Here is a 7159-nt window from a genome sequence, read left to right as displayed (position 1 = left end):
AGATCTCCCAGACCGAGAAGTCGAACGCCAACGAGTGACATTGACTCCAGCCTTGACCTGCCGTCAGCTGCAGGTCGACGTCGATGGCTTCCAGCAGTCCGACGACGTTTCGATGCGCGACCGCAACGCCTTTCGGCACACCCGTGGTACCCGAGGTGTAGATCAGATACGCGATGTCGTCGGGCTCCGGCCCCTTCGGCAACGGGGTGCTGGGCTGGGCGTACACCGCCCGGTCGGCGACATCGATCACGGCCAACCCTCGACCCTGCAGTCGAGGAAACAGGTCTGTGGTGGTCACCACAACGATCGGGCATGAATCCTCGAGTACGAAGTCCAACCGCGCATCGGGCACCATCGGATCGATCGGCACATACGCCGCACCGGTCTTGAGCACACCCATGATGGCCACGATCGCCTCGACCGAGCGGGAGAACAGTACTGCCACCCGCTGCCCCGGCCCTGCGCCGTGCTCGATCAGCAGACGTGCCAGTCGGTTAGAGGCCGCGTCCAACCCGCGGTAGTTCATGGCAGTGTCGCCGCAACTGACCGCCACCGCGCCGGGATCATGAAGCACCTGTAGGCCGAACAACGCCGGAATCGAGCCGGATGAAGACGCGCACCGGTTTGACGCCGGACGATTGCCCCACTCGTCCAGACCCGCGAGCGCGGTCACACTGTGTACCTCGACGGCGGCGAGCAGTCGACTCGAGTCCGTGGTCATGGCAGTCAGCACGCGCTCGAAACGGTCCGCCAAATCACGGGCGTCACAGCCACTGAACAATTCCCCGACACCCGAAGTGCTGAGAAAGAGGTCCGCATCGTTCTTCAGGAAGACCAGGCCGAACTGATCCGCCAGCCCGGTGTGTGTCACGGTTCCCGTGCCGGGCGCGTCGGCGAAGTCTGCCAAACGAGTCGTCGGGATGAAGTTGATGGCTGCGCGATTCGATGGCTGTCCGGATCCCTGGAATCGGCTGCCGTGCTCGATGCCGCGCAGCGGGAAGCGCTGGTGTTGTACGGCTTCTCGGATCCGCCGGTCCACGTGCGCGCAGAAATTCTCGACCGTTGACTCAGGTGATGCCTTCAGGATCAGCGGAACCACCCCGGACACCATGCCGGGCACCATCATGGCCTTCGGATGCACCCGACGGCTCACCGGGAAATCGAGCACGACTTCGGTGCCACCGATCTCACTGTGCACCAGTAAGGCACACGCCGCGGTGATCACTGATGCTCGGCGCACTCCCAACTTGTGCGACAAGTCGCGGGCACGGGCCACAACGGTCGGGTCCAGTTGTACCGGTGCCGACGGCTCATACTCGCGGCCTGGTGCGACGTCCGGTGCAAGCCCCGGAGGTGGTTCGTCGTCTGGCGGAACATTTGCCGCCCAGTAGTCCCGGTCGGCGAGATAGCCGTCGGACGCTTCGTATTCCGATTCACATTCGACCAGATCCTTCAGCGGTCCGAAGACAGGAGCCGGCAGCGGTGCACCGGTGGCCAGCGCGGTGTATACGGCGGCAATCCGATGGCACACAGCGGCCATGCCGATGCCGTCGATCGTGATGTGATGACAGCATACGAACCAAAAGAATTCATCTGGGCGGGTCTGCATCAGCGCAGATCTGAACAACGGACCGCTCAGCGGCATCGGGGCGCGCTGGATCGCCGAGATGAGACGATAAACGTCGGATACTGAATCATGCGCTCCCACAAGGTCATAGCGCGCAAGCTCGACGCTCTGCTGGTCGACCACCTGTTGAAAGACTTTGCCATCTACCTCCGTGAAGACAGCCCTGAGCGGTTCAGCCTCCCGTACGACCTGCCGGACGGCTTGATCGAATAGATCGAGTTCGATCCGGCCGTCGATCCGTCCGAGCATGCCGTTGTGCCACTTGGCGCCGGCGCGACCGGTCTCCTCGGACAACCAGATGTCCAACTGGCCCCGGGTGAGCGGGAGCAGCTCATGATCACTTTCCATCGCGGGCGGTCCGCCGGCTACTGGTTGACTGTCCGGCCTTGGGCCAACCTCTCACGCAAACTCTTCGGCCGGATATCAGGCCAGTGCTGCTCAACGTATTCCAGACATGCGGCACGGTCGGCTTCGCCGTAGGCCACCCGCCAACCGGCTGGTATGTCCGCGAAAGCGGGCCACAGGCTGTGTTGCTCCTCGTCGTTGACCAGTACGAAGAAGCTGCCGTTGTCGTCGTCGAATGGATTGATGCTCACCAGTTCTCCAGACCGTCTAGGCGAGATAAGTGGAACACGTTCTAAAGCTAGACCAGGCACACACGTCGGAGGGCGGTTTTAGGAAAATCGTCAATATTTGCTAAATGCTCGCGCCGGTGTGCCTGGAGGCCGACTGCACACGTGCCGAGGTGATTGCGCTCAGCCATGGCAATTAGCCGCCAGTCCAAGTAAAACCCGCGTCCGCGACCCATTCATCCAGCCGACACTCACCACCAACGCTATGTGATCGACTGCGCGCCGAGTTTGCTGCAAAGCGGCCAGTTCGGCGCGGTGGTACTTGTGGGCTCAATGATCTGGTCTCATGACGGTCGGTCGAAAAAAGGATTCAAGTGATCGTGGTTAGCTGAGCGGTAGCTCAGCACCTGGCTGCGAAGGGAGCCCGGGCACTACGCCGAAACCGCCCCGCGCCGGACCCGAGGCTCGTACCGTTGGGAAATACCGTAGAGCCCGGATCTGTGACCCTGGATCGACCGAGACGAGTGCCATTCGGAGACAGGCGTTCCCGTATCGGTTGCAGCGCTCGAAGGCCGTCGGCATCCAGTTTCATACCGTCAACCACCTAGGGATCGCGAAAAGTGAGCAAGACTGCGCAAACTGAGCTACCACCGGGACCTCGACTGCCCATGACGGTGCAGTCCGCTCTGATGGCGGGCTTCGGTCTCCGCTTCCTGTCCGGGTGTCAACGCCGCTACGGCAATATGTTCACACTGCGCGAACCACTGGCCGGAACGACTGTCTACCTCGCAGATCCGACAGATATCAAGACAGTTTTCGCCGGCGACCCACGAATCTTCCACGCCGGTGAAGCACGCTGGTTTTTCAGCGGGGTCCTCGGTGACAAGTCCCTGTTCGTCACGGACGAGGACGAACACCGTGATCAGCGTCGCCTGATGATGCCCGCATTCCATCGTGACGCCGTCGCACAGCAAGCCCGCCAGATGGCCGAGATTGCGGCGGCGAACATCACCGGATGGCCAGTGAACAAAGGCTTTTCGGTAGCGTCGAAAACGACCGAAATCACGCTCGAGGTGATCCTGCGCACTGTCATCGGAGCAACCGACGGGGCGCGCCTGGCCGCGCTGCGAAATCTGATACCGCGATTGTTGTACTTGAAGCCGTGGGAGACGCCGGCGATTGCGAAGCCGAACCTGCGGCATCATGGCCCCTGGAAGGCGTTGGGAAGACGATTCGCCGAAGCTGACGCCTTGCTCTACGCCGAGATCGCGGAGCGGCGCGCCGACCCCGATCTGGCCCGTCGTTCCGATGCGCTGGCAATGATGGTCTGCGCTGCCGACGATGACGGACGCACACTCGATGACAACGAACTGCGCGACCAGCTCATGACTCTCATTGCCGCAGGCCACGAGACGACGGCAGCTTCGATCGCCTGGGCCGTCGAGCGGCTGATTCGGCACCCGGCGGTGCTGGCAAAAGCGGTGCGGGCCGCTGATGCCAGCGCGGCGGGTGATCCGGCCGGTGACGAGTACCTCGACGCGGTGGTGAAAGAAACTCTACGAATCCGTCCAGTGATCTTCAGTTCCGGTCGTCTGCTGAAGGAACCGGTCGAGATCGGTGGATACCGGGTCCCCGCCGGAGTCATAGTCAACCCGGGCATTGGGCTGGTGCACCAAAACGCCGAGTTGTATCCGGCTCCAGAGCGGTTCGATCCGGATCGGATGCTTGGCGTAAATCTCAGCCCTACCGCATATCTGCCATTCGGTGGAGGCAGCCGTCGGTGCCTCGGTGCCACCTTCGCCAGTGTCGAGATGCGCGTCGTACTACGCGAAATTTTGCGCAGGGTCGAGTTGAGCACCACCACGGCTGCCGCCGAGAAGCAGAAGTTGAAGCACGTCACGTTCGTACCGCATCGCGGCGGAATGATCCACATCCGGGCGATCAGAGACCCCGCACCGACCACCGTGGTTTCAACGACGGCGCATTGTCCCGCCAATGTCCACGTATCTCGCGACTCACCGGCGTAGCCGACGGCGGGCGGCGAACTCCTCGACGAGATCAGCAGCGGTGGTGACGCTGTCTGCGGGTTTGATCATCTGTGTCGCCAACTGGCGGGCACCCACCGCATATCGCGGTTCGAGAACAGTCCGCAGATCTTCCACCAGCGTCTTGCCGGTGGTGGACGAGAGCCGGCGGGACGAACCGACTTTCAGTTGTTTGACCCGCCTCCCCCACAGCGTCTGGTCGAGATCGGTCGACAGGATCAAGGCCGGTACACCGGCGCGCAGGCCGGCGGCTGTGGTGCCGGTGCCGCCATGATGCACGACCGCCCGGCAAGTCGGGAAAATCGCCGAATAGTTCATTGCGTTCACCACTTTGACGTCGTCTGAGCGCGGGAGCTTACTGAAATCGGTGCCGCCGGCACACACGAGGGCTCGCTCCCCCAACTGCGCACAGGTGGAGGTGATCATCTCGAGAAGATGGGCGGCGGAATGCACCGGCAAGCTCCCGAAGCCGAAGAAGATCGGTGGCGTCCCCGCTGCGATCCATGATGCGACCTCGTCATCGGTATCGGCGGGCAGGTCCATCGTCAGTGCGCCGACAAAGGGCCGCTGACCTGACCATTGAGCCCATTCGGCAGCCAGCCCGGGAAAGCACGCCCCGTCATATCCCTGGATCTCGAGGCAGCCGCGTCGGGTGAGGCGCCACGGCGAAGGCGCGTCGGCCCTTGGCAGGGCCAGTTCGCCGCGTTGTACCTCCTCGACCTTCTTGGCGAGGCGCCACGCCACCCACTCCGAGACCTTCATCGTCGAACGGCCCAGGGGCGCAGGCAGAAACGGCACAAAATGCCCGTTGGCCCGCAACGGGAACAGGTGCAGGGTGGCCAACGGGATGTCGTAATACTCCGCGACATTGCCTGCAGCATCCTCGAAATTCACGCCGGTGAACAGCAGGTCGGCGCCCTCGGCCACTGAGGTGAGGGTGGAGATGATGTCCTTCCAGGACTCCAAGAAAGGTTCGACCACCTCACGGCGCAATTCAATGAGCTCACGCACCTTCCAGAAATTCCGGAAGAAATGCGTCCAGAAACTGCGGTGCGCATCCAGCACCGCCTGCAGATCCGGGCCGTAGGCGACCGCCGTGGGGCCGGCCGCTTCGACGAACCCGATGAGATCAGGCGGTACGGCCATATGCACGTCGTGTCCGCGGCGCAACAGCTCACGGCCGACCGCGACGCACGGCTCGATGTCGCCACGGGTTCCGTAACTTGCCAACGCGAATTTCATCGCGGACTCGGTGCTGGTGCGTTCGCTGTCCGTTGCCCCATCAGATCAGCCGGCCCGCTTGAGCCGGGCGAATTTTTCGAGGAGATCGGCGGTGAGGACCACGCTGTCGGTGGGCTTTGTCATCTGGGCGGCGACCTCACCGGCTCGAATGGCATATCGAGGTTCGAGGATCTTGCGCAGATCTGCTGTCAAGGTCTTCGCGGTCGTAGCCGAAAAACGCCGAGCAGTACCTACTTTGAGACGTTTTATCCGAGAACCCCACAAGGTCTGGTCAAGGTCGGTCGAGAGGATCAATGTGGGCACCCCCGCACGCAAGCTCGCAGCGGTGGTGCCCGCACCGCCATGGTGTACGACCGCCCGGCATGCCGGGAATGCGGCGCCGTAGTTCATCGTGTCCACCACTTTGACGTTGTGAAAGGACGGAACGTGGCTGAAGTCGCTCGAACCCGCGCACACCAGGGCCCGCTCCCCCAGCTGTTCACATACCGTGCTGATCATCGTGAGTGTGTCTGAGGAAGAAGCGACCGGCATGCTGCCGAAGCCGAAGCAGATCGGCGGCGTTCCGGCGGCGATCCAGGAGGCAACGTCGTCGTCGGAATCCGTACGCAAGTCCAACGTCAACGCCCCGACGAACGGCCTTTGCTCTGACCATGGAGCCCACTCATCCGATAGACCGGGCATGCAAACGGCGTCATAGGCCTGTATTTCCAAACTTCCACGAGCGGCGATTCGCCACGGCGAGGGGCCAGTAGCCTTCGAGAGGCCCAGTTCACGCCGCTGGCGATCGTCGAACCCTTTCAACATCGGCCAACCGAGCCACTCGGACGCCCGCATCAGAGTACGGCCGAACCGCGCCGGCAGGCCTGGGAAAAGTTGGCCGTTGGCCCGGATCGGAAACACGTGCAGCGTCGCCAACGGCAAGTCGTAGAACTCTGCGACATTGCCGGCCGACTCCTCGCCGAGCACGCCGGTGAACAACAAATCGGCATCATGTGCCAGGTCCTTTTGGGTCGAGCCGACATCCTCCCAGCATTCGGTCAGCAGCCGCCAATCCTCGCGCAGCAACGTCTTCAGCTCGCCGAACTTCCAGAAGTTCTTCCAGAAGTTCCTCAAGAAACGTGACCAGAAGTCGCGGTTGACGTCTTGCCACACACGTACCTCTGGCCCGCAGGGAACCGCCGGAAGCCCTGTTGTTTCGGCAAAGTCCACGAGATCCGGTGGGACCGCCAGGCGCACGTCGTGGCCGCGTCGCAACAACTCGCGGCCGACAGCAATACCAGGCTCGACGTCACCACGCGTTCCATAGAATGACAACACGAACTTCATCGCGGTTCTCAGCCTTCACTTCCCTGGGTCCTGCGGAATGAATGAGGGAGCCGCCACGGCTCAACCGCCCGCAGCCTAACCCTCTACTCGCGCTGTCGAACTGAAATCCGAAAGTTTCGATACACGCTGACCAGCTCGAAATCGCGACCGGACAGGAGCGCGAATCGTCGTCGTGCACGGGCCGATTCAGCCAACAAGAAAACTCAGCACTACCGGCGCGGTAGTGTTCCGGGCAATGTGGGGGCCTTCTGATGGGGCTGGTCGACGGATTCTCGGTCAATCCGGCGCTTCGTGCTGTCATCGGTTTGTGAGTCACCCGTCGAAGGCAAGCGCAGGGTTCCGAACGT

Annotated in this window: 5 protein-coding genes; 1 reads left to right on the top strand and 4 read right to left on the bottom strand. The window is 62.4% G+C overall.

All coding sequences use genetic code 11. The features are described 5' to 3' along the window. Both A5740_RS15495 and A5740_RS15490 read right to left on the bottom strand, forming a co-directional pair. Positions 1-1975, bottom strand: a 1975-nt coding sequence (locus A5740_RS15495; RefSeq protein WP_139335151.1) for a condensation domain-containing protein, incomplete at its 3' end; no start/stop codon positions are given. Between the two features lie 17 nt (positions 1976-1992). Then, on the bottom strand, positions 1993-2223 hold the full coding sequence (locus A5740_RS15490) for an MbtH family protein (protein ID WP_076195365.1): 231 nt from the start codon (positions 2221-2223) through the stop codon (positions 1993-1995). Positions 2224-2819: 596 nt separating this feature from the next. Between A5740_RS15490 and A5740_RS15485 the strand changes: the two genes are divergently transcribed. Next, a complete protein-coding gene (locus tag A5740_RS15485) occupies positions 2820-4226 on the top strand; it encodes a cytochrome P450 (protein WP_076195364.1) in 1407 nt (468 codons plus the stop codon). Here A5740_RS15485 and A5740_RS15480 read toward each other — a convergent pair. Continuing rightward, positions 4215-5486 (bottom strand): glycosyltransferase, encoded by a 1272-nt coding sequence (locus tag A5740_RS15480; RefSeq protein ID WP_076195363.1) that lies wholly within the window; start codon positions 5484-5486, stop codon positions 4215-4217. The genes A5740_RS15485 and A5740_RS15480 overlap by 12 nt on opposite strands. Before the next feature lie 45 nt (positions 5487-5531). Next, positions 5532-6812 carry a glycosyltransferase gene (locus A5740_RS15475; RefSeq protein ID WP_076195362.1) on the bottom strand — a complete coding sequence of 427 codons (1281 nt, stop codon included), beginning with the start codon at positions 6810-6812 and terminating at the stop codon, positions 5532-5534. Between the last annotated feature and the right edge of the window lie 347 nt (positions 6813-7159).

Origin of the sequence: Mycobacterium sp. GA-1841 (genome assembly GCF_001954135.1) — a bacterium.
GTDB lineage: Bacteria > Actinomycetota > Actinomycetes > Mycobacteriales > Mycobacteriaceae > Mycobacterium.
This window is presented reverse-complemented; position numbering and strand designations above follow the sequence as displayed.

Excerpts from the sequence above, each read along its gene's own strand:
- A5740_RS15480 (WP_076195363.1), bottom strand. The coding sequence starts at position 5,486 with ATGAAATTCGCGTTGGCAAGTTACGGAACCCGTGGCGACATCGAGCCG.
- A5740_RS15475 (WP_076195362.1), bottom strand. The coding sequence starts at position 6,812 with ATGAAGTTCGTGTTGTCATTCTATGGAACGCGTGGTGACGTCGAGCCT.